The sequence below is a fragment of the Halomonas alimentaria genome (assembly GCF_009902005.1).
Lineage (GTDB): Bacteria > Pseudomonadota > Gammaproteobacteria > Pseudomonadales > Halomonadaceae > Halomonas > Halomonas alimentaria.
The window spans coordinates 1,085,815-1,106,771 of record NZ_WUTT01000001.1 but is presented as its reverse complement, the minus strand read 5'-3'; the positions used below and the strand labels follow the sequence as shown (position 1 = coordinate 1,106,771).

Below are 20,957 nucleotides of genomic sequence, written 5' to 3'. Positions count from 1 at the left end.
CCTCCAGCAATGGTGCGGAATTCAGGTATCAGGATAGACTATATTTATAGTACTTACTTGTGAGACACCACACTAGCCTTAGTGCTAGGCCGTAAGCGCGATTCACGCACTCAAGAAACCATTCGTCCGGAAACAGGTCTTCGATCGCGACGTCGGTTTTCTTCACACCTGCTGCCTTGTCAAGCATTAACACCCTAAATTCGTGACCAGTCTGATCGGCGTAGTCTTTCAGATTCATATCTTTGATCTTCTTGTGAGCTTGGTGGCCAGCTTCATCGGTGTCGAGCAACACTCCGGCATCCCACCGCTGACCGATCGCGAACGCCGCATACATCGGCGCTTTAGTTGAGGTCTGTGCGGGCCATATATATATATGATCTGACATGCCAACTTTGTCGCTTTTAGTCAGCAAGCCTGAAAGCTTGCTTAATATCAACGCATCAGTTCCTCCCTCTACAATAAGCACCTTACGGTTACCAAGCATTCCGGAAAGGTCGGGGGTGAGACCGAGAGCACTTTCGATAACCGCCATTGGAGCCGACTGACTGCTCACTACGCCATGCGTAACCCGCAGATGATGGCTGCTGTCGGTTTCGATGATGCGCACTCGCTCTGGATTCGCTTGGTCGACCATTGATGACAGGTGAGTGGTATACATCACCGTGTTGGTTTCTGATAGGTCTTCAAACACACCCAAAAGGTCGCGTTGCCCGCTATAGTGAAGGTGGATGCCTGGCTCTTCCAATAAGAGTGTGCAGTTCTCAAAGTCACCCTCGGAGGCATGGGTGAACTTCCACGCGAAAGAGACGTACCAGCGGAACCCAGTTGAGCGCCGCTGCAGGCGAACCGGAAAGCCGATCGCTTCATCCTCAGCGAAGATGTTGAGTGTTGGGCCATCTACATCGATATCGAATTTTACTTTCTTCTGCTTCCACAATTTCTGAAACTGTTGAGTCAGGTAGGCAGATGCCGCACGCTTATCGAACTGGCGCAGTGTCCGACCCTCAGCGCTGCTACCTTTCTCGACGAAGTCATCGAGATCAATCTCAGCAAGGTCGAGTACAATCAGGATCGTCTGATCTTCGGTTGAGAGTTTATGGCGCTTGCCACCCGCTTTGTCTAAGCGACTCTTTAAGTCATTCAGCTCAACCTGCGCCCCGGAGAATTCGTAGTCCTGAATGAGCACAAAGCGCGGAACGTGCTCTCTAGCCCATTCCGATACTTTGCCTTGGGAAAGGCCTAAGTCTTCAGCTGCAATCGCGTTGCCCTCTCTATCGCGCAAGTAAAAGCCGGTAAGGTACCCATAGCAACGACTAGCAAATAGACGAATACCAACTGGTGGCGTAGTGATTTTTGCCTCTAGCTCACTGTCATCTTCATCGGTTTTTTCTTCCGCCGCAAACTCAAACAAAGCTTCGGCTTCACCTTCATCAAACTCAAAGTAGGCTTGGGATACCGGCTTTCCATTTGCATTCTTTTTTCCCTTCCAGTCGTCAACCGGCCAGTCCTCGTCTGGGTTGTACCGGGTTTCAACGAAGGAATGCAGACAATACAGCGCCTCAAAAAGGTTACTTTTACCCGCTTCGTTTTGCCCGACGATCGCTGTGACGTCTGTTGCCTTGATCCATCCGGAATCAATGATGTTCCGATAATTCGAGACACAAAATTCCTCTAACCTCATAAACCCTCCCCAATAAAAATACTTTCTTAAACATATGTTCAATAAGGTCAATATGCGAGTCGACAACTATCTATAAAAGCCACCATTATAACTTCTTGCAGCATTCGGAACGTTGAGATCGAAAGCAGACTATTTCCTAAGCACATAACAAAATCCGCGCGCCTGTTGTATTTTTCGGCAGGGCCGCTTTGGGTCGATATCCGCCATTACACCTCCCCCTCTCTCTGCCGGAAAACCAGATACTGGTGATCGCACTTCCGGCATGTCGCCGTATAGCTCAGGCCGTCCTTGGAGACCTTGATGCTCTTCCAACCACAGACAGGGCACGGCTGTTTCATCGACGTATTGGTGCTGCAGCTGCCACACTTTACATAGTAACCGTACTGGCCATACATGCCGACCAGGTTGTCGGCCTCGCCACACTGCTTGCAGGTCAGCATTTTTTCAGTGGTGGCTCCCGTGTCTATAGCGGGCTCTGAGGCGACACGCTCGGCATCAGTCGCCACATAGCTTTGTGGCGCGGGCTCGCTGACGAGGGCAGCATCAGGGGCTGGCTCCTGAGTCGGCGTGACGTGTGCTGGCTTCTCCGATTCCGCCTGCAGCGCATGGGTATGTTCCACAAGAAAGGCGCCGAGGTTCTCGAGTTCCTGCAAGGAGAAGCGGGGCTTTGCCTTGAGATACTCCGTAACGATGTTACCCACAAGATCCCGGACTTTCTTGGCCACGAACTCCGTCTTCACGACCTTGCGAGCAACGGATTTCGGCATCTTCTCGCGATGCAATATCGCGGTACTGGAAACGGCGCATAGCGTTTGCCAGTCACGGCCGCCTACTTTCGATTGCACACCTAAGATCTTGCCGAGCAGATGCTCCACATTAGCTCTGATCAGACGGTGGAGGACCTGCTTTTGCAACTCCGCCTGGCGAATGGGCGACGGCATGCCCATCCATTTTCCCTGATAGCTTCTCGACCACTCCCCCTCGGCGTTGACCTGAACCTCGCCGACGATGCTCTTCGATTCGATGATGATGAAGCCGTAAGGGTGGATCACCAGGTGGTCGATCTGGGCGCGCTCGCCGCCGTGCTCGATCACCAGGTCATGGATGATGCGGACCTGCTCGCTGTCGCCGAACTCGCGGCGCAGATGGAAGGCCACGTCCTGCTCCTGCTTGTGGCCGTAGTAGCCGCGCTCATCAGTGCCGCTATAGGCGTCCTTTTCCTTGAGGATCATCGGGGTTCCCTGCGTGACTTTCACTGGTTGCTCTGGCCTGCCGTTATTTCACGGTCAGGTCCGGCAACATTCTGTAACCAAACAGCCTGGCACCTAAGTCCCTTGAGCACCAGTGGGAAAAAGCTTACAAGTCAGTGTCGTTTTTCGCTTACGCCATGGGTTGCAGACGGCCTACCGCCGGCACCAAGGCGATGCCACGAGAGCAAAGGAGACGCTGTGATGCACATGGGAATCCTCACCCTGCACATCTCGCTGGCGCCCCCCCCTTCGCCATCGATACCCCGAAGCCGCCGGCCGAGGGCCATATCGCGCGCCCTCGAGGGCGGAGTCGCGCTATTGGCCATTACCACCAGGCTGGTCGGCATATCAAAATATCCAATATCTCTAATTCTCTGATGCGGCGCGCTTGCCCGGCCGGTTGGTCTCTGGTTGAGTGTTCGGAGAGCTCAGCTGCCACCGAACAACGTCAAAGGAAAGTCATCATGGGGAGACGTCCGTGACCGACGATCTCGTCCTGTTGGAAGCGCAGCAGGAGATTCACGAGCGGATCGCCGAGCAGGCGCCCCTGGAGAGCACGCTGGAGGCGATCGCCCATTGGATCAGCCTACAGCTGACCGGGGCCGTCGTGGCCTTCATGCGTTTCGATCCAAAGCGACGCTCCCTCAGCCTGTATCCCAGCCACCACTTCTCCCAGGCCTACCACGAACGGCTTCAGGATGTTCGAATCGGCCCGGCCGAGGCGGCGTCCTTTGGGGCGGCGGCCTACCTGCGTCACCAGGTGATCAGCGAGGACATCCGCACGGACTCGCTGTGGGAGCCTCTGCGCAATGCGGCCCTGACCGAGGGTCTGCGCGCCTGCTGGTCAAGCCCGGTGATCACCTCCCAGGGTGAGCTACTGGGCACCTTCGGCATCTATTACCGTCAGCCCGCCGCGCCTACTGAGATGAGCCTGCGGCGACTGCGCCAGGCGGCCAGCCTGGTCGCCCTGGCTATCATCAAGCACCGCAACAGCCGTCGTCACCAGAAGCTGGCCAAGTGGCATCGCTCGCTGTTCGTGAACCATCCGGCGGGGGTCTACGCATTCGACCTCGAGGGCCGCTTCCTGCGCGGGAATGCCGCCCTGGAGCAGATCACCGGGTACCCCGAGCCACGCCTGGTAGGCCGCCACTTCAACGACTTCATCGCCCCCGGTTATCGGGAGCTGACCCAGGCCGCCTTCGATGCCGCCCGCGCCGGGGCCTCACGCCACTACGAGACGATGGGTACGCATGCCGACGGCCACGCTTACCACCTGGAGGTCACCAACTTCCCGGTAACCGTCGAAGGTGAGGTCGTCGGCGTCTATGGCATCTGCCAGGACATCACGCAACGCAAGCACCAGGAGGCCGAACGGCATCTGTTGCAACGGGGCATCGAGGCCAGCCCTAACGGCATCCTCATGGCCGATGCCAGCCAGCCCGACCTGCCTGTCGTCTATGCCAATGAGGCCTTCTGCCGCTTGTCGGGCTATGCCACCGGCGAGATTCTCGGCCGCAACTGTCGCTTCCTGCAGGGCGCAGACACCCACCCCACGACGGTCGCCACCATCCGTCTCGCCCTTAGCCAGCATCGCGAGGTGCAGGTCACACTGCTCAATTACCGCAAGGACGGCACCGCCTTCTGGAACCGCCTGTCGATCAGCCCGGTCATCGACGCGGCAGGCCACTGCACCCACTTCATCGGCACCCAGCAGGACATCACCCTGGAACGCACTCAGGAGGCCCAGATCGCCTACCAGGCCACCCATGACCTGCTCACCGGCCTGCCCAATCGAACGGCCCTGGACGATCGTCTGGAGCAAGACCTCCGCTGGAGTCGGCAGAACCAGCGCCTGCTGGCCGTGCTGTACCTCGACCTGGACGGCTTCAAGGCCATCAATGAAGGCCTGGGGTATCGGGTGGGCAACCGCCAGTTGGCGGCCATCGCCGAGCGTCTGCAACGGCTGCTTGGCCCCCGGGACACGCTGGCCCGCCTCACCGGCGACGAGTTCGCCTTCCTGATGCCCGACGTCGCCTCACGCGACGAGGTCGCGCTCGCTGCCGAGCGCATCCTCGCGGCCTTCGATGACGCCTTCGACATCGACGGCCGTACACTGCATGTCAGTACCAGCATCGGGGTCGCCTGCAGCGACGAGGCGATCCAGCAGACGCATGAGCTGCTGCAGCATGCCGACCTGGCCCTGGAAGCGGCGAAGCGCCAGGGGCGCAATACCTGGCAGTGGTATCGGAGAGAGAGAAAGCAGGACGTCGGTGAGCATGTGCTGTTACGTCATGACCTTCACGCCGCCCTGCATGAGAACCAGTTCGAGCTCTACTACCAGCCCATCGTCGAGGCCATTACGGGACGCATCTGCAGCGTCGAAGCGCTGATCCGCTGGCACCACCCCACTCAGGGAATGGTGTCCCCCGGCATCTTCATTCCCATGGCAGAGCAGACCGGGCAGATCATTCCTCTGGGCCGCTGGGTACTCCAGCAGGCCTGTGAGCAGCTTGCCGCCATGCGCGCCCGGGGCGAGCGGGTGTATCCAGTAGCGGTCAATATCTCGTCACTGCAATTCCGCCGCGACGGCTTCCTCGACGAGGTGCAGGCCATTCTCGATGCGACGGGGCTGCCGCCCGAGCTGCTCGAGCTGGAGGTGACGGAGAGTATCCTGCTGGACGGCGCCGAACAGGCCATCGAGATGATCGACACCCTGCGCCGCATGAACGTCAAGGTGGCCATCGATGACTTCGGCACCGGCTTCTCCAGCCTCAGTTACCTGCGTGACCTGCCGATCCACAAGGTCAAGCTGGATCGCGCCTTCGTCCAGGACATCCGTACCAACCGCCACAATGTCGCCATCGTTCAGGGCATCATCACCATGGCAACCATCACCTGGGGCTGGTGGTGGTTGCCGAGGGCATCGAGGGACGCGAGCAGCAGGAGGAGCTGATACGGCGCGAGTGTGACCTGCTGCAGGGCTACCGGTTCGCCAGGCCCATGCCCTGGGAGGCGCTTGCGACGCTGCCGGACCGACTGCCCGATCTCCAGAGATGATGGCCTGCCATGCCGCTCACCGGCCGGTTCCCGGCCAACAGGTGCCGGCATCCCCCCTGACGCGGCCGCTAGACCGGAGGGGCTGCAAACTCCCTGCCGTCACTCACCACCCTGTCGCGACCGCCATGCTTGGCCCGATAGCTGGCAGCATCGGCGCGGTCGAGGACGGCATCGATCTCCTCATCGTCTGACTGGAAGTGACTCACGCCGATGCTGGCGGTGACTTGCCAGCACCTCCCCGCGTGCTCCACCGGACTCGAGGCGATCCTGTCTCGCAGCGCCTCGGCAAGCACCAGTGCCTGGTCGGGGCTACAGCCACCGATCAGCACGGCAAACTCATCCCCCCCTTGGCGGGCGGCATGATCGCTTTTGCGCACCACGCTGCGCACCGCGTCCGCCACCTGCTGCAGCATGCGGTCACCCAGGGCGTGCCCACCCTGGTCATTGATCGGCTTGAAGTGATCGAGGTCGAAGAGCAGTACCGCGGCCTGAGTGCCGGCCTTCTGCCACTCCACCAGGGCCTCTTCCAGACGGCGTGTCAGGCCACGTCGGTTAAGCAGACCGGTGAGCGGGTCGTGCTCGGCCTCCCAGCGACGCAGGGCGTCGTCATGACGATGCTGGGTGATGTCGCGCACCGCCCCGACGATGCCGATGAACTCGCCCTCGACCTGAATCGCGCCGGCATGCACGTCCAGCCAGCGCGGAGCGCCTTCGGCATCCAAAAAGCGGAACTGGCGCATGAAGTCGCGGCGCCGAGCCAGGCTCTGATTCCAGGCCTCCAGCACGGCCGGGCGATCCTCGGCATGGATCCGCTCGCTCCAGGTATCCATATCGAGGGGGTCATCGATCCCCAGCTGCGTGTACAGGGCATCATTCATGAAGGTCACCCGCCCATGCGGATCCGTCACGAACATCCCCTGAGGCGAGGCGGCCAGGGTGCCGCGCAGCAGGGCCTCGCGCTCCGTCAGGTCGCGCAGGCTGGCCCGCCGTGCATGCTCGGTCTCGTTGATCACATCGATGACCCGGCGCAGCTCCGGCATGCGTGTCGGGATCTCCACGAAAGAGCGCCGCTCATCCTGCAGCTCACGGACCTGCTCGGCCAGCCGGGACAGGGGACGCAGCGTCAACCAGATCAAGCCTCCCACCAGGGGCAGCACCAGTGCCAGCGCCCCCCAGGCATAGAAGGAGATGCGCCGCATACCGGCCACCAGCGGCGCCTCGGCCTGCGACTGTGGCAGGTGCACGCCCACGATCCAGTCGGCCGGCCAGATCTGGCGATACGCCACCAGTTGGGGCTCGCCGGAGGACATGCGGCCGGCGCTCTCTCCCTCCCAGCCATACAGCGCCAGCTCGAGCGCCGGGGGGAGGTCATCGGGCAGGCCGACGATGGCCTGCCGCTGGTTCGGGTGATAGAGCCGCTGGCCGGTGGCGGTGGTAATGGTGACATACCCACCTTCGCCCAGGCGCAACCGCTCGAAACTCTTGAAGAGTCGACTCTCGTTGATGTTGACCAGGCCTCCCAGGAAGCCGGTGTAGCGTCCCTCGTCGTCTCGCAACGGCACCAGCATCATCACCAGGGGCAGGCCGGTGATGCGCCCCACGAAGGGCTCGCTGACATACGGGCGCTGGAAGGCGTGCATGAAACGGGCATATTCCCGGTCAGGAAAGCTGCCCCCCACCCGGCCATCACCGGTAGGCCAGGCGTCTACCACCCGAGTGTCGCGATCGAAGAGGGAGAGACCTTCGAAGAGGTGGGCCAGGGCGTGGGCATGCTGGTCGGCCAGGGCACCCTCACGCGGCTCGGGAATCCTGCTTGCCAGCTGCGCCAGCTCCTCCAGTCGCAGGCCGACCTGGTTGGTGATGGTGTTGCTGATCAGCTCGGCTTCGTAGCGCAGATGCTGGTGGTTGGTCTCATCCACCAGGTGACGGCCCGCTTGCCAGCCGAGGGTCAGCAGCGTCACGCACAGCACGCCCCATAGCACCGCGGCACCCACCAGCAAGCGTCCGCGCAGCGTCATCAGGGGAAAGGTAAGCGGGCGTGATAGGATGCCAAGGAGCTGCGAGCCGGCAGCAGACTCCTTTAAATTAGACTTCGTTTTCATTAACGACATACTGCCCGAGAATAATCTCAACGGCCAGGGTGGGTAACACCCAGGCTTCGCGGCATAAGGCTTAACTGCCCCTCGATTGCCCCTCTTCCCGTAGGCAAGAGCCCCCATACACTCCCCTGGTGACGGGGAGACACTCGAGGTAGTCAGATCACCTTCGGGAGTCGCTTCTTGGCCATCGACAACGGCGATTCAGAGGCGCTCGACGGCCGGCGCCAGGGCGAGGCCACGAGAGCGGAGGAGAGGTTGTGATGCATATGGGAATACTCACGCTGCACATCTCGCTACCCGGCTGCCGGTCGCTGAAGGAGAAGCGCCAGCGCATGGGCGGCCTGCACGAGCGCTTCGGGCGCAACCCGGCGGTGGCGGTCTGCGAGAGCGGCGAACACGACCGGTTGGAGGCGAGCGAATGGACCTTCGTGGCGGTGGCCAACGAGGGCCCCAAGGTGGAAGCGCTGCTCGGCGAGATCGAGGACAAGATCCAGCGCAGCGTGGATGGCCGGGTGATGGAGGCGACCCGGGAGATGCTCTGAGGGTGAGCCGCCATGCGGCCGCAGTTCTTACCGACCCGGCTGGGGCGGCGAGATGCAGCCAGCGGGGCCTGCCTCGCCAGGCAACTCCCGCAGGCGGAGACGAAGGTCATGGCGGCGATAGTCGAGATCGAAGGCCATCACCTCGAACACGGTATCGTCCCGTGTGCTGACCAGGCGTGGCGCGGAGTGGTGCACGAAGCGATCGCCATCCACCGTCAACTGCAGGTGCGGCAGGCCATCCGTGTCGTACTCCAGGCGCATCGCCTGGAAGCGCCAGGTCAACGGCGCCTGCCGGGCACAGCTTTCTATATCCAGCGATACGCCTGGAGCCAGCTCGACGTGCTGGCGCTCCAGTTCCCTGCCATCGGCATCGGTCACGACCAGCCGGAAGGCACGCGGCCCCGTGAAGGGCGCTCCCTGCTCGGGCAGGGAAGCCAGCAGCGCGGCGCGAACGGGCTCCATCGGCCGTAGCGGTGGCTGGTACACCACAGAACTCCCCGGCCCGGGACGATAGACGAAGCGCAAGGAGAGCAGCCGCTCGCTGCTGGCATCGAGCCCCGGCACGCTGCCGGACATCGCCAGCGCCTCGCCCGGCTCCCAGGCGAGCTTGGCGTGGCGATCCCGGGCGGTGCGCAGGAAGAGCGTGCCGGGGGTGTCGTCCAGCGTCAGTCGGGATTCGGCAGGCGGCTCGGGCGAGGCGTCACGATAGCGCAGCAGGTAGTCATAGGAAGGATGGGTGATCCCCTGCGCCTTGGCCGAGACGAAGTGCAGCCCGCCCCCATCGGCGGCGGCCAAGGTGACCCGCAGCGGCTCACGCTCCAGGGCGACGGGGAAGAGGTCGGCCCCGGCCGGGCCCCGCACCGGGGCGTGGTCGATGAAGGACCAGCCGAAGGGCTCGCCGTCCTTGTCCAAGCCCAGGTAGGCGATACCGCCGGGCAGGCGCTCCTTCCGTTCGGCCACCGTCTGCAGGGTCAAGGCCGCGCCAGGGGCCACATAGCCCGCATCGAGCCGCTGAAAGCCCTGCGCCTCGGCCACGAGACGGCCGCTGCCGTTGCCCAGCAGCCACACCGGGCCGGGCAACGGCAGGCGAAAGCGCCCCTCGCCATCGGTGGTCGCGGTGGTTTCGTAGCGCTTGTCCCAGACCAGTTGTCGATCCGCGCCGCTCAGGCCCCAGCCCTGGCGGCTCAGGGTCAGGGTGGCGCCAGCCACCGGTGCATCACTGTGATACTCGATCAACCGCCCAGTCACCGGAGCGGGGGTAAGCCACTCGAGCACCAGCCACACCGCCAGTACCAGCCCCGATAACGTGGCCCCCGATATCACCACCCACCACCAACGGCGCCCGGCATGCTCGCTCATGGTTCGCCTCCCCTCCTCGCCACCGGCAGCGTAGCACTCCGTCCATCGCCACACGCTCCCTTTCGGCCACCATTGCCGAATCGGCTCCCGGGCCCTATGGTCGAGGCCCACCTCGCTCCCCCGCACTGAAAGGAAAACTGCATGCCAGCCACCCCGCCGCAGACGACCCGAAGCCTGCTGATCACCGGCTGCTCCAGCGGCATCGGGCATGCCGCGGCACACGCCATGGCCGAGCGGGGCTGGCGGGTTTTCGCCACGGCGCGCAAGGCAGAGGATGTGGCCCGGCTGCGCGAGGAGGGCTTCGAGGCACTTACGCTGGACCTGGACAGCAGCGCCTCCATCGAGGCGGCGGTGGCGAGCGTGGCACAGCGCACCGGTGACACATTGACGGCGCTCTTCAACAACGGCGCCTACGGCCAGCCCGGCGCGGTGGAGGACCTCTCCCGCGACGTGCTGAGACAACAGCTCGAGACCAACCTGCTCGGCACCCACGAGCTCACCACCCGGGTGCTGCCGATGATGCGTGCCCAGGGGCACGGGCGCATCGTGCACAACAGCTCGGTACTGGGCTTCGCCGCCCTGCCCTACCGCGGCGCCTACGTCTGCTCCAAGTTCGCCCTCGAAGGCCTCACCGACACCCTGCGCCAGGAGCTTCTCGGCAGCGGCATCCATATCAGCCTGATCCAGCCAGGCCCCATCACCAGTCGCTTCCGCGAGAACGCCCACCGCGCCTTTCGCGCCAACATCGATACCCGACACAGCGCCCATGCCGAGACCTACCACAAGGTGGAGGCACGCCTGGCCAGCCAGGACGGCAAAGGTGCCTTCACCCTGGGCCCCGCTATGCGGTGACCCTGCCCACCCACCTCTTCTCCGCCCTCCGGCGGGTACTAAGCACCCGCGGCATGGACCGAGTGCTGCTGCGCGCGACGCGGGATGAGAGGGAGTGAATGCTCGAGGGATAACCCGCAGATAGCACCCTTGCCGGGCAATATCGGTGCGCATAAGCTATGCGCATAACCCTTCGAAACAGGAGACTTTTCCATGTCGCCACTCTTCGATGTCACGGCACCCAAGAAGGCCACCAATGTCAGCATCAACAGCGACCTGCTCCAACGTGCAAGGCGCCTGGGGATCAACCTCTCGGCCACCTTCGAAAGCGCGCTGACGGAAAAGGTACGTGCAGAGCAACGCGCACGGTGGCAACAGGAAAACACCGATGCCATTCGTGCCTACAACCAGTTCGTCGAAGAGAACGGCACCTTCGGTGATGGCGAGCGACAGTTCTGATGGCTCAGTTCAACGCCTACGAAAACCGGAATCCGGCCTCACGACATCGATACCCCTACCTGCTTGATATCCAGAGCGACCTGCTGGAAGAACTACGCACCACGGTTGTCGTGCCCCTCTGCCCTGTCACTCAAGCCGAAAGTGTGCGAATGACCTACTTGAATCCCGTCATCGAGATAGATGGTGAACATTACATCGCCATGACGCAGGAGCTCGCCGGAATCGAAAGGAAGCGACTCGGCGAATCCGTGCATGACCTTGGCATCTATCGCGATCGGATCATGACCGCCGTCGACTTCCTGATCACCGGCATCTGATTCAACCGGTGGCCACCTGATGCGGCCGCAGTTCCCGCGCTGCCCATGCCTTGATGTCGGTCAAGGTGATCACCGGCCGGACGACTACGCTGAGGGTGAAGCCCCCTGCCTCACCGAGAGGTCGTCGCCATGCACCAGCGCATCCTGATCCTGCAGGGCCACCCCGACCGCAGCGAAACTCACCTCTGCCACGCCCTGGCCGACCACTACCGCGCCGGCGCGGAGCAGAAGGGCCACGAGATCCGCCAGATCGACCTGGCCAGCCTTGAGTTCCCCCTGATTCGCAGCCAGCAGGAGTGGGAGCACTCGCCCCTCCCCGACAGCCTGGCCGAGGCCCAGCAGGCCATCGGCTGGTGCCAGCACCTGGTGCTCATCTTCCCCCTGTGGCTTGGCGACATGCCGGCCATGGTCAAGGGCTTCCTGGAGCAGGTACTGCGCCCGGGCTTCGCCTTCGAGTACGAGGAAGACAACCCCCTGGGCAAGAAAGGGCTGACCGGTCGCTCGGCACGGGTCATCGTGACAATGGGCATGCCGGCCGCCATCTACCGCCACCTCTACCGGGCCCACAGCCTCAAGTCGCTGGAACGCAACATCCTCGGCTTCGTCGGCCTGTCACCGATACGCGAGACGCTGATCGGTGGCGTGGAGGGGATGAGCCAGAAGCAGGTCGACGACTGGTTCCGAGAGGTGCACACCTTCGGCGAAGAGGGCCGGTAGGCGGGCGCCTTCTCCCTACCGACCGACTCCCAGATACTTGATCCGGCGGTAGAGCACGGCTATGCCACCATTGCCCAGCATCATGCCGAGGCCCAGCACCACCACGACCAGGGCGTCATAGGCGACGGCACCCGCGCCCGTGTAGGCCGCCACCAGCATGCCGACGTGGCGCACCACCAGGTACACACCGATCAGGAAGGTGCCGGCACGCACCAGATCCTCGTCCGCGATGCGGCCGCTCGCCCCGTCATCCACTCCCCCAGCGCCATGCAGCCTCTCCGCCAGCCGCCCGGCGAAGCACCACAGCAACACACCGCCCACCATGGGTATCGCCACCGTGGAGATCAGCACCGGCAGTAGCTCGGCTGACCAGAACTCCCCGACATTCGGGCCCAGCAGCGCCGGCAGCACCGAGAACAGGGTCTTCAGGAAGAGATAGAGACCCAGCAGGCGGATCAGCAGGATGGAGAAGGGCTTCATGGGATCTCCGATGATTCTTGCAGAAGCAGCGTCCCGCGTCCCACGATCACTGCCTCTCCCTCAATGCGAATCGAAAACTCGTCTTCGGTACGCTCGGCCTCGGCAAGGATGCGGCTTGGGCGACCCATCTCGATGCCCTGCTCGATCTGCCAGCGCCATCGACCAACTCCTCTGTTCTGCGCCAGGTACCCCGCCAGGGCCGCCGCCGCACTGCCGGTGGCCGGATCTTCGCGCACGCCACCCGGGGTGGAAAACATCCGGGCCCTCACGAAGGGTGATGCACCGGCCCCCTTGCCGACCACATAGAGATAGACCTGCTCGTGGCCGCTGGGTGAGACCCACTCCGACCAGATGCCCGGCGATGGCCGTGCCCGCTCGAGGGCCTCAAACGACGCGAGCTCGACCAGATGATAGGGCAGCCCGCAGGAGGCGAGCACCGGCTCGCTCAGGACTTGGTGTGCCCTCAGCCCCAGCAGTTGTGCGGCAGCAGTCCGATTCAAGGAGCTCGGCAGGCTGCTGAACGGCGCCGCCGTGGTAAATCTAGCCAGTTCGTTGTCGAACTCAACGACGATAGGGCCGACGCCAGCCTCGAGAATCAGCGGGCATCCCCGCTCGGCCAAGCCCAGCGCAACCAGCAAGTGGGCAGTGCCGATCGTCGGGTGACCAGCGAAGGGCAGCTCCTCGGTGGGCGTGAAGATGCGGATGGGGTAGCGATGCTGGCCGATTGCCTCACCGACGAACACCGTCTCGGAGAGGTTCAGCTCGTTGGCGATGGCCTGCATCGTGCCAGAGGCGAGGCCCTCGGCGTAGGGGAAAACCGCCAGCGGGTTGCCAGCAAAGGCTCGGTCGGTAAAGACATCTAGCAGGGAATACTCGGTCATACAGACTCTCCTGAAACTCGAGCTTCCGGGCTGGCCAACATGTTCATGATCAGCCGGACCATGGTTTCCTTGTTGGCGGGATCGGACTCGGCGATGAGCAGCGTCAGGGCGGCGAGGCCCACGTCGTTGACCACCACCTCGCCGTGGGCATTGAGCAGGCGATTGTTACGATAGAGGAAGTCGACGAACAGATAGGCCGCGCTGCGCTTGTTGCCATCGGCGAAGGGGTGGTTCTTGACCACGAAATAGAGCAGGTGCGCCGCCTTGGCCTCTACCGAGGGGTAGGCCGGTTCGCCGAAGATCGTCTGATCGAGGTTGCCTAGCAGCGCATCGAGGCCGTCGCCGCGCTCCCGGGCGAACAGGTCTGTGGCCTCGCCCTTGGCGATCAACTCGGCCTTCAGAGACGCCAGTGCCGTGCGGACCTCGTTCAGTGTCGGCAGTCGGCCGCCGGCCTGGGCATGAGGTTCGGTGAGCAGGCCCTCGTCGTAGCGCTGCAGCAGCAGGAAGGTCTGGGCGTAACGGGTGACGATATCGACGAGGCCCCGTCCGCTGGCGGCATCCAGTGCCGGGCTGCCGGCAGTCTTGCGCACCAAAGCCATGGCGGCCTCCAGCTCGCGGGCGTTCTCCTCGAAGCGCTGGCGGTTCAGCGTCCAGCCCTGGGTGAGGTGCTCGCGCAGCACGCGGGTGGCCCACTGGCGGAACTGCACGGCGCGCCGGGAGTTGACGCGGTAGCCCACCGAGATGATGGCATCGAGGTTGTAGTGTCTGACGCGCCGCCTCACCTGCCGATGCCCTTCCTGACGAACTACCGAGGATTCCTCGGTAGTTGCCGTTTCATCAAGCTCCGCATCAAAGTAGATGTTCTTCAAGTGCAGGCTGATGTTATCGGTGGATGTATCGAAGACCTCTGCCATCTGCCGCTGGCTCAGCCAGACGGTGTTCTGCTCCACGTCCAGGCGTACCTCGACCTGCTGATCGGCCTCCTGATAGATGACGATGGGTGCCTGGCTATTGGTATTCATGTCCTGCTCCCCGATTCCCCGGCCTGTGCCTGCCTGGGTCTAGCGACGACAGCCCCCGGTGGCGACCCTTGGCGATGCATTCAATGGATGCTACGCCCTGGCGTTGAAGGGCGCCAATCACCAAAACAGTGACTCTTACCGCTCTCCCATCACGCCACAAGCCCGGCTCGATGGCCGGGCTTGTGGCGTTCAGCGGCTGGCTGGCGTTGGGTCAGCCGAGGCGGTCGTAGCCGTTGTCGAGGAAGGGATAGTCGGTGTAGCCCTCCTCGGCGCCGCCGTAGAAGGTGGCGTGTTCCGGCTCATTGAGCGCGGCGCCCACCCGGAAGCGCTCGGGCAGGTCGGGGTTGGCGATGAAGGGGCGGCCAAAGGCGATGGCGTCGGCGCTGTTCTCTTCGAGGCGCGTCTGGGCGCGTTCGGCGTCATAGCCGCCGCAGTAGATCAGCCCGCCCTTGAAGCACTCGCGCATCTGCTCGCGGAAGCCCTCGGGGTAGGTGATGTCGGCACCCGCGAAGCCGGGCTCGTTGAAGTGGAGATAGGCCAGGCCGCGACGATTGAGCTCATCGGCCAGGTAGTTGGCCATTTCCTCGGGCTCGTCGTCGGTAAGGCCGAACAGTTCGAGGAACGGCGTCAGGCGGATACCGACCCGCTCGGGGCCGAACACCTCGGCCACCGCATCGACCACCTGCAGCGGGAAGCGGGCCCGATTCTCCAGCGAGCCACCATATTGGTCGGTGCGCTGGTTGGTGCCGGTAGCCAGGAACTGGTTGAGCAGGTAGGCGTTGGCGGCGTGGACCTCGACCATGTCGAAGCCGGCGCGCTTGGCGCGCACGGCGGCCTGGCGATAGTCCTCGACGATGCCGGGGATCTCGTCGGTCTCAAGCGCCCGCGGGGTGCTGGTGGGGTGCGGCCCCGCCGTGCCGTCCTCGAACTCGACGAAGCACTCCGCGCCCTCGCCCTTCAGGGCGCTGGGGGCCACGGGCGGCTGGCCGTCGGGCTGAACCATCTCGTGGGAGACGCGGCCGACGTGCCACAGCTGCAGGGCGATGCGCCCGCCCTTGGCGTGCACGGCCTCGACCACGTCACGCCAGCCGGCTTCCTGGGCGTCGGTCCAGATGCCCGGGGTATAGACATAGCCACGAGCAGTGGGCGAGATGTTGGTCGCCTCGCTGATGATCAGGCCCGCCCCGGCGCGCTGGCCATAGTAGGCCTGCTGCAGCTTGCCGGGCACGCTGTCCGGCGTGCGCGAGCGGGTCAGCGGCGCCATGATCACCCGGTTGGGCAGGGTCAAGCTGCCGATCTGCAGCGGCGTGAACAGCCCGGGGTTGCGCAGGGATGTGTCGGTCATGGATCGCCTCCTGAGGCAAAGGGTATTTCACTGAATGAAGATGCGACACACCATAAGCCTGTTAACGGCCAGCGCCAAACCAGAGAGAGGATCGACCAGATAGCCTGGCGCTATCACCCAGGCACCCTGCCCCGCCTTCGGCCCGCCCCGCCGGCGTGGTAGTCTGCTGCGATTCTCTTCCCCAGTTCAGGAGTGCAGCATGACCGCCGCCGAGATGCTCGACCGCCTGGTGGGCTTTCCCACCGTCTCGCGAGATTCCAACCTGGCCCTGATCGAGTGGGTCGAAGCCTGGCTCGACAAACACGACGTGGTGCACTGGCGGGTGGAGAGTGACGACGGTCGCAAGGCCAACCTGCTGGCGCGCATCGGCCCGGACGTGGCCGGTGGCGTGGTGCTCTCGGGCCATACCGACGTGGTGCCGGTGGAGGGCCAGCCCTGGGCCACCGATCCCTTCACCCTGACCGACAAGGGGGATGGTCGCCTGTATGCCCGCGGCACCTGCGACATGAAGGGCTTCATCGCCTGCGCCCTGGCCGAGGTGCCGCGCTGGGTGAGCATGGAGCTCGAGACGCCGATCTGGCTGGCGCTCTCCTACGACGAGGAGGTGGGCTGCATCGGCGCGCCGCGTATGATCGAGAAGCTGATGGCCGAGCACCCGCTGCCGGCGGCGGTCATCGTCGGCGAGCCGACCCTCATGCACCCGGTGGTGGCCCACAAGGGGGCCACCAACCTGCGTACCACGGTCACCGGCCGCGCCAGCCACTCCAGCCAGGTCAACCAGGGGGTCTCGGCGATCCATGTGGCGGCGCGGCTGGTCACCTATATCGAGGAGGTGATGGCCGAGCTGCGCGCCGAAGGGCGGGTCGACGAGGCCTTCAATGTGGTGCACTCGAGCCTGCACGTGGGCAAGATCAGCGGCGGCACGGCGATCAACATCATGGCCCGGGAGTGCACCTTCGAGTGGGAGATCCGCCACCTGCCCTCGGATCGCTTCGAGGACCTGATCGACCGGGTCGAGGCCCGAGCCGCCGAGCTCGAGGCCGAGATGCGGAGCCGCGCGCCGGAGGCGAGCATCGTCACCCAGGCGCTCAACCAGACGGTGCCGGCGCTGGCCGACGACAACAACACCGAGGTGCTGGCGCTGTGCAACGCCCTGCTCGGCGAGCGTCCCGCCGGGGCGGTGGCCTACGCCACCGAGGCCGGCCAGTTCCAGCGCCAGGGGCTGCCCACGGTGATCTGCGGCCCAGGCAGCATCAGTCAGGCCCATCAGCCGGACGAGTACATCGAGCATGAGCAGCTCGAGGCGGGAGTGCGCTTCATGGCGGCACTGGGCGAGCGCCTGCAACGAAAGTAGAATACGGAGCCGTCACCCCACGCCAGGAGTTCCCATGCCCCGACTGCTGATCGTCAAGACCGGCGATGCCTTCCCCGAAGTGATCGAGCAATACGGCGACTTCGAGGCGCTGTTCCGGCAGGCACTGGCGGAGGACGGCTTCGTGGCCGAGGTGTTCGACGCCCGCCACGAGCCGCTTCCCGACCTGGCGGAAGTCGACGGCCTCATCGTCACCGGTTCCCACGCCATGGTCAGCGACGCGGAGCCCTGGAGCGAGGCGCTCAAGCCCTGGCTGGTCGCCGCACGCGAGCGCAACCTGGCGATGCTCGGGGTGTGCTATGGCCACCAGCTGATGGCGGCGGCCTTCGGTGGCGAGAGCGGCTACCACCCGGCGGGACGCGAGTCCGGCACCCACGGGGTGTCACTCACCGAGTCGGGCCGCGAGGACCCGTTGCTTGGCACCCTGCCCCGCCACTTTTCCGCCCAGCTCACCCACGCCCAGTCAGTGCTCAAGGCACCCAGTGGCTCGGTGGTGCTGGCGCGCAACGACCACGACGCCCACCAGGCGCTGCGCTATGGCCCGCGCCAGTGGAGCGTACAGTTCCACCCCGAGTTCACCCCCGAGGTGATGCGCGCCTACCTGACCCGCCAGGTCGACAAGCTGCGCGACCAGGGGCAGGACGCCCACGCGCTGATGCGCCGCGTCATCGACACGCCCGAGGCGCGCTCGCTGCTGGTGCGTTTCGCCCAGGCGGTGACGCCAGCCTCCTAGGGGTCAGTGGCGCTCGCCCACCGGCGGGGCGGGCTCGCCGCGTGCGATGCTCGCCTCGGCGGCCTCATCACGCAGCCGCCTGGCATCCGGCGCGCCTTCGGCGGCCTTGCGCCGCTGGCGAGCGAGGTCACGCAGCGAGCTTGCCAGCATGGCGGCGACGATCATGCCGCCCCCCACGAAGGCCAGCGGTGCCGGCACCTCGCCGACCCACCACCACACCAGCAGCGTGCCCACCAGGGTCTCCAGCAGCATCACCAGGCTCACCTCGGCGCCCGGCAGATAGCGTGCCCCGGTCTGGATCAGGAAGTAGGCCAGCGGCAGCAGCAGCCCCATCAGCAACAGGCGCTGCATATCCTCGCCCCCCGGCAGCTGGGCACCTCCCATGAGGGCCGCGGGCAGCAGCATCGCCAGGCAACCCAGCGGCAGTACCACGGTGGTATCCAGGCCGCGCTTACCGGTACCGGGACGGGAGCTGGCCACGCTGGTATTGACCGCAATGGAGACCGGGATGATCAGCGCCACCCCCAGCCCCAGCAGGCTGCCCTGCCCCACTTCGCCGGCGGCCATCAGGCTGGCCCCGACGATGCACACACCGATCACCACCCAGGTCTGGCGGCGCAGTCGCTGGCCGAAGAACAGCATGCCGATCAGCCCGGCCACCAGCGGCGCCAGGTTGAGCATCACCAGCACGTTGCCTGCCGAGGTCAGGCGGGTTGCCCCCACGAAGGCCCAGGCACTAGCGGCGAACGCCAGCGGACACCAGAGCGCCGCCGGGCCGCAGTCGAGGATCGCCTGACCCAGACGCTGGCGGTAGCGTGCGGCGGCGATCAGCAGCAGCACCAGGCCCAGCATCAGCCCGCGCCAGAACATGAAGGTGGCCACGTCCACCGTGGTGTCCTTGACCAGCAGGGCATCCGGCGAGAGCAGCAGCACGCCGCTCATGGTGATCAGGTAGCCGCGCAGGCGAAACGGCAGCCGCTTCCACATCGGGGAGTCCTCCTTCCAGGCGAGATGGCGTGGTTACCAACGACAACAGGCCGGAGCGAGGCTCCGACCTGTCGTTGGGTGGGGTGCCGCCCGAGGGCGGCATCCGGGGCGTTACGCGCGCGACTGGCGACGAATCGGTGACTCGCCGTCATCGCTGCGACGACGCGGGGCACGCTCGGGGGCGCCACGGTCCTCGCTGATCTCCAGCGGACGGCCGGCCACGCGGGCGCGGGCCATCTTGGCCAGGATGCTGGCCGGCAACGAGTTGGGCAGCTCGACCACCGAGAAGGCGTTGCGGATATCGATGCGCCCGATGCGGGCCCCTTCGATGCCGCCCTCGTTGGCCAGGGCGCCGACCAGCTGGCCGGGCTTGACGCCGTCCTTGTGGCCCACGGAGACGCGATAGCGAGTCATGCCCTCGCTGGGACCACGCTCGCGGCGCGCCGGCTTGCCGTCACGCGGGGCGCGATCGTTGCGCTCCTTGCGCGGTGCCTGCAGGCGACCGATGGGCGCCTCGTCGGCACGCGCCAGGCGGGCGAAGGCACAGGCCAGCTCGACGGGGTCGTAGCCCTCGCCAATCAGGCGCTCGACCAGGGCCTGCTGCTCTTCGGCACCGGCGGTCAGGGCGGCGATCACCTTCTGATGGAAGGCCTCGTCGCGGTGGGCGCGGATGGCCGCCTCATCGGGCACCTCCATCTCGCTCATCTTCTGGCCGGTGGCCTGCTCGATCCAGCCCGCCTTGCGGCCTTCGCGGAAGCCCACGAAGGTGATCGAGATACCGGTACGACCGGCACGGCCGGTACGACCGATGCGGTGGGTGTAGGCCTCGGAGTCCTGGGGCAGGTCGTAGTTGAAGACGTGGGTGATACGCGGCACGTCGAGGCCACGGGCGGCCACGTCGGTGGCGATCAGCACGTCGACCTTGCCGCGCTTGAGGCGCTGGATGGTGCGCTCGCGCAGGCTCTGGTCGAGGTCACCGGAGAGGCTGGCCACGTTGAGGCCGCGGGCGGAGAGCTGCTCCATCAGAGTGGTACAGGCCGCACGGGTACGCACGAAGACGATGGCACCATCCACCGGCTCCACCTCGAGGATACGGGCCAGCGCTTCCAGCTTGGCGCCACCATCGACGCGCACCAGGCGCTGCTCGATGTTCTCGCCGGTGGTGGTGCGTGACTCGATGGCCACCTTCACCGGGTCCACCAGGTAGCGATTGACGATGCGCTCGATCTCGGCAGGCAGGGTGGCGGAGAAGAACACCCGCTGGGCCGCCTTGGGGGTGTCGGCGACCACGCGCTTGACGTCGTCGATGAAGCCCATGCGCAGCATCTCGTCGGCTTCGTCCAGCACCAGGGCGGAGAGGCCGTCGAGCTTGAGGCTGCCGCGATCCAGGTGATCGATGATCCGGCCCGGGGTACCCACCACCACCTGGGCACCGCGCTTCAGTGCGCCCAGCTGCTCACGGTACTCCTGGCCGCCACACAGGGTGGCCACTTCCAGACTCTTGAGGTTCTGACCGTAGCGGGTGAAGGAGACGGCAACCTGCTGCGCCAGCTCACGGGTCGGTGCCATCACCAGCACCTGGGGCTCGCGACGGGTCAACTCGAGACGCGAGAGCAGCGGCAGGGCGAAGGCCGCGGTCTTGCCGGTGCCGGTCTGGGCCTGGCCCAGCATGTCGCGCCCTTCCAGCAGTGCCGGAATGGTCTCGACCTGGATCGGCGAGGGAGTCTGGTAACCCAGAGACTCGACGGCAGAGAGAACGGCAGGCAGCAGGGCAAGATCGCCGAAGCTCGGCGAGGCGACAGAAGAAGAGGTCATCAATCACACC

Annotated in this window: 18 protein-coding genes; 8 read left to right on the top strand and 10 right to left on the bottom strand. The window is 64.7% G+C overall.

The annotated features are described in order from the left end of the window. Positions 1-28: 28 nt before the first annotated feature. Both GRB96_RS05295 and GRB96_RS05290 read right to left on the bottom strand, forming a co-directional pair. A complete protein-coding gene (locus GRB96_RS05295; protein ID WP_161431136.1) occupies positions 29-1,681 on the bottom strand; it encodes an ATP-dependent nuclease in 1,653 nt (550 codons plus the stop codon). A gap of 206 nt (positions 1,682-1,887) precedes the next feature. Continuing rightward, positions 1,888-2,913: a nuclease-related domain-containing protein gene (locus GRB96_RS05290; RefSeq protein WP_161431135.1), complete on the bottom strand. Its 1,026-nt coding sequence runs from the start codon at positions 2,911-2,913 to the stop codon at positions 1,888-1,890. Positions 2,914-3,409: 496 nt separating this feature from the next. Between GRB96_RS05290 and GRB96_RS15525 the strand changes: the two genes are divergently transcribed. Next, the gene (locus GRB96_RS15525) at positions 3,410-5,884 is read left to right on the top strand and encodes a bifunctional diguanylate cyclase/phosphodiesterase (RefSeq protein WP_338074012.1); all 2,475 of its coding nucleotides are present in this window, start codon (positions 3,410-3,412) and stop codon (positions 5,882-5,884) included. A gap of 172 nt (positions 5,885-6,056) precedes the next feature. Here the strand turns inward: GRB96_RS15525 and GRB96_RS05275 are convergent, their stop codons facing one another. Further along, on the bottom strand, positions 6,057-8,090 hold the full coding sequence (locus GRB96_RS05275; RefSeq protein WP_161431133.1) for a sensor domain-containing diguanylate cyclase: 2,034 nt from the start codon (positions 8,088-8,090) through the stop codon (positions 6,057-6,059). Positions 8,091-8,347: 257 nt separating this feature from the next. Between GRB96_RS05275 and GRB96_RS05270 the strand changes: the two genes are divergently transcribed. Continuing rightward, positions 8,348-8,629, top strand: coding sequence for a DUF503 domain-containing protein (locus GRB96_RS05270; RefSeq protein ID WP_161431131.1), 282 nt, complete (start codon positions 8,348-8,350; stop codon positions 8,627-8,629). Positions 8,630-8,656: 27 nt separating this feature from the next. Here GRB96_RS05270 and GRB96_RS05265 read toward each other — a convergent pair whose 3' ends face one another. Then, positions 8,657-9,988: a carboxypeptidase-like regulatory domain-containing protein gene (locus tag GRB96_RS05265; RefSeq protein WP_161431129.1), complete on the bottom strand. Its 1,332-nt coding sequence runs from the start codon at positions 9,986-9,988 to the stop codon at positions 8,657-8,659. A 141-nt stretch (positions 9,989-10,129) separates the two neighbouring features. On the opposite strand from GRB96_RS05265, the gene GRB96_RS05260 reads away from it, so the two are divergent. From GRB96_RS05260 to GRB96_RS05245, 4 genes are all read left to right on the top strand, one after another. After that, positions 10,130-10,840, top strand: coding sequence for an SDR family NAD(P)-dependent oxidoreductase (locus GRB96_RS05260; RefSeq protein ID WP_338074011.1), 711 nt, complete (start codon positions 10,130-10,132; stop codon positions 10,838-10,840). Between the two features lie 192 nt (positions 10,841-11,032). Continuing rightward, complete coding sequence (locus GRB96_RS05255) at positions 11,033-11,278, top strand: type II toxin-antitoxin system CcdA family antitoxin (protein WP_161431127.1); 246 nt, start codon at positions 11,033-11,035, stop codon at positions 11,276-11,278. Further along, positions 11,278-11,595 (top strand): CcdB family protein, encoded by a 318-nt coding sequence (locus GRB96_RS05250; RefSeq protein ID WP_161431126.1) that lies wholly within the window; start codon positions 11,278-11,280, stop codon positions 11,593-11,595. The genes GRB96_RS05255 and GRB96_RS05250 overlap by 1 nt, the downstream gene beginning before the upstream one ends. Before the next feature lie 129 nt (positions 11,596-11,724). Next, positions 11,725-12,312, top strand: a complete 588-nt coding sequence (locus tag GRB96_RS05245) for an NAD(P)H-dependent oxidoreductase (protein WP_161431125.1) — start codon at positions 11,725-11,727, stop codon at positions 12,310-12,312. Positions 12,313-12,327: 15 nt separating this feature from the next. Here the strand turns inward: GRB96_RS05245 and GRB96_RS05240 are convergent, their stop codons facing one another. From GRB96_RS05240 to GRB96_RS05225, 4 genes are all read right to left on the bottom strand, one after another. After that, positions 12,328-12,792 carry a hypothetical protein gene (locus GRB96_RS05240; protein WP_161431124.1) on the bottom strand — a complete coding sequence of 155 codons (465 nt, stop codon included), beginning with the start codon at positions 12,790-12,792 and terminating at the stop codon, positions 12,328-12,330. Beyond that, positions 12,789-13,673 carry a PhzF family phenazine biosynthesis protein gene (locus tag GRB96_RS05235; RefSeq protein ID WP_161431123.1) on the bottom strand — a complete coding sequence of 295 codons (885 nt, stop codon included), beginning with the start codon at positions 13,671-13,673 and terminating at the stop codon, positions 12,789-12,791. Before GRB96_RS05235 ends, GRB96_RS05240 begins: the two co-directional genes overlap by 4 nt. Next, positions 13,670-14,695, bottom strand: a complete 1,026-nt coding sequence (locus GRB96_RS05230) for a virulence RhuM family protein/type II toxin-antitoxin system death-on-curing family toxin (RefSeq protein WP_161431122.1) — start codon at positions 14,693-14,695, stop codon at positions 13,670-13,672. Before GRB96_RS05230 ends, GRB96_RS05235 begins: the two co-directional genes overlap by 4 nt. Positions 14,696-14,906: 211 nt before the next feature. Further along, positions 14,907-16,040 (bottom strand): alkene reductase, encoded by a 1,134-nt coding sequence (locus GRB96_RS05225; protein ID WP_161431120.1) that lies wholly within the window; start codon positions 16,038-16,040, stop codon positions 14,907-14,909. A gap of 199 nt (positions 16,041-16,239) precedes the next feature. Between GRB96_RS05225 and argE the strand changes: the two genes are divergently transcribed. Both argE and GRB96_RS05215 read left to right on the top strand, forming a co-directional pair. Then, on the top strand, positions 16,240-17,394 hold the full coding sequence (gene argE, locus GRB96_RS05220; RefSeq protein WP_161431118.1) for an acetylornithine deacetylase: 1,155 nt from the start codon (positions 16,240-16,242) through the stop codon (positions 17,392-17,394). A gap of 34 nt (positions 17,395-17,428) precedes the next feature. Next, complete coding sequence (locus GRB96_RS05215) at positions 17,429-18,145, top strand: glutamine amidotransferase (RefSeq protein ID WP_161431116.1); 717 nt, start codon at positions 17,429-17,431, stop codon at positions 18,143-18,145. Positions 18,146-18,148: 3 nt separating this feature from the next. On the opposite strand, the gene GRB96_RS05210 is transcribed toward GRB96_RS05215, so the two are convergent. After that, positions 18,149-19,132 (bottom strand): DMT family transporter, encoded by a 984-nt coding sequence (locus GRB96_RS05210; protein ID WP_161431114.1) that lies wholly within the window; start codon positions 19,130-19,132, stop codon positions 18,149-18,151. Positions 19,133-19,243: 111 nt separating this feature from the next. Continuing rightward, complete coding sequence (locus GRB96_RS05205) at positions 19,244-20,947, bottom strand: DEAD/DEAH box helicase (protein WP_161431113.1); 1,704 nt, start codon at positions 20,945-20,947, stop codon at positions 19,244-19,246. Positions 20,948-20,957 lie beyond the last annotated feature (10 nt).